This window comes from Peribacillus sp. NPDC060253 (assembly GCF_042727425.1).
In the GTDB taxonomy this organism is placed as follows: domain Bacteria; phylum Bacillota; class Bacilli; order Bacillales; family DSM-1321; genus Peribacillus.
The window spans coordinates 1-1,246 of sequence record NZ_JBHXAS010000275.1; the positions used below are offsets into that span (position 1 = coordinate 1).

Consider the following 1,246-nt stretch of genomic DNA (forward strand, 5'->3'; position numbering starts at 1 on the left):
ACCGCCGTATACCGAACGGTACGTACGGTGGTGTGAGAGGTCGGAGGCTAGGCGCCTCCTCCTACTCGATTTATGCAACTATCGGGGCAGGTTAGTGCAATAAAGGGTACAAGGCTTATAATTTAGGATGCAATTAAAAAATTAGAAAGTTATTATGTTAGAGAAGAGGTTAACAATGAAAAATAGAGAGGAAGCTATCGGTTACTGTTTAGGGATGGGTAATACATATGAAGATTATCCATTTCGCGATAAGAATTGGACGTTAATGCGACATATAGATAACAAGAAAGTGTTTGCGTGGATATTTGAAAAAGATGGCCATATTTGGATTAATGTGAAATGTGAACCCGGTTTTTTGGATTATTGGCGTCAGATTTACAATTCGGTAGTTCCGGCATTTCATCTTAATAAGGACCATTGGAATTCGATAATTCTTGACGGTACTGTTCCAAAGGAAGAAATTTACGAAATGATAATACAAAGCTATATGTTAACTAAAAAAAGTAATAGTATTAATTTGAAAAAGTGAAGGCATTGATTCAGCAGGAAGGATTAATGCCTTTTTCTGTGGAACTTACTATGATTGTGAAATAATCTACTTAAAGTAACGGGTGCGTTAGCTGAAGATCAGAGCTGTCTTTAAGACAGCTTTTCTTTATGGAACTATCGGGGCAGTTTAGTTGAATAAGAAAATGTTATAAAATAGAGAGTTGAAAGGTGATGAGGATAGTAAGTAGTTCAGTTGATATAGGGATGTTTATATGAATTGGAACTGGAATGAAACCACTATAGATTTTCCATTCTTGTCCAAAAACTTAAAGAACTTGTTAAATACCGTATGTAGAAAAGAAAACAGATTTTCACAATATGAGTTAATTAAGTGGTGTGATAACCTCACAATGGCTTTTGAGGAAGATGAAGCTGGAGAATTTAATGAATTTGATGAAATAGCTTTTGGAATAGCACGAGATATTGAATGTCAATGGGATTTATTTTTGGTAAATACTTACTCATTAAAAGAATTGCAGAACTTAGACCTCTCAAAAGTAAAGTTACCTCAAGATTGGTTTATAGAGTGGTTAGAGCAATTAAACGTGAAATAAAAGGTAACTACTTATTCAGATAATAAGTGCTTTACTTCAATATCAGGATGGATTTGAGTCAATATTTTGGACACAAAAAAGTTAAATCTTAAGCTGTTTTTGTAATTTGATCTTCAATGGCTTGTGGAGTTTTATATCCTAAG

Annotated in this window: 2 protein-coding genes; both read left to right on the forward strand. The window is 33.9% G+C overall.

Features of this window, described 5'->3' with window-relative positions; all coding sequences use genetic code 11:
- The first annotated feature begins 175 nt into the window (after positions 1 to 175).
- Complete coding sequence (locus tag ACFWE9_RS26970; RefSeq protein WP_230159375.1) at positions 176 to 529, forward strand: MmcQ/YjbR family DNA-binding protein; 354 nt, start codon at positions 176 to 178, stop codon at positions 527 to 529.
- Positions 530 to 761: 232 nt separating this feature from the next.
- Positions 762 to 1,103: a hypothetical protein gene (locus tag ACFWE9_RS26975; protein WP_230159374.1), complete on the forward strand. Its 342-nt coding sequence runs from the start codon at positions 762 to 764 to the stop codon at positions 1,101 to 1,103.
- Positions 1,104 to 1,246: the final 143 nt, after the last annotated feature.

Excerpts from the sequence above, each read along its gene's own strand:
- ACFWE9_RS26970 (WP_230159375.1), top strand. The coding sequence starts at position 176 with ATGAAAAATAGAGAGGAAGCTATCGGTTACTGTTTAGGGATGGGTAAT.
- ACFWE9_RS26975 (WP_230159374.1), top strand. The coding sequence starts at position 762 with ATGAATTGGAACTGGAATGAAACCACTATAGATTTTCCATTCTTGTCC.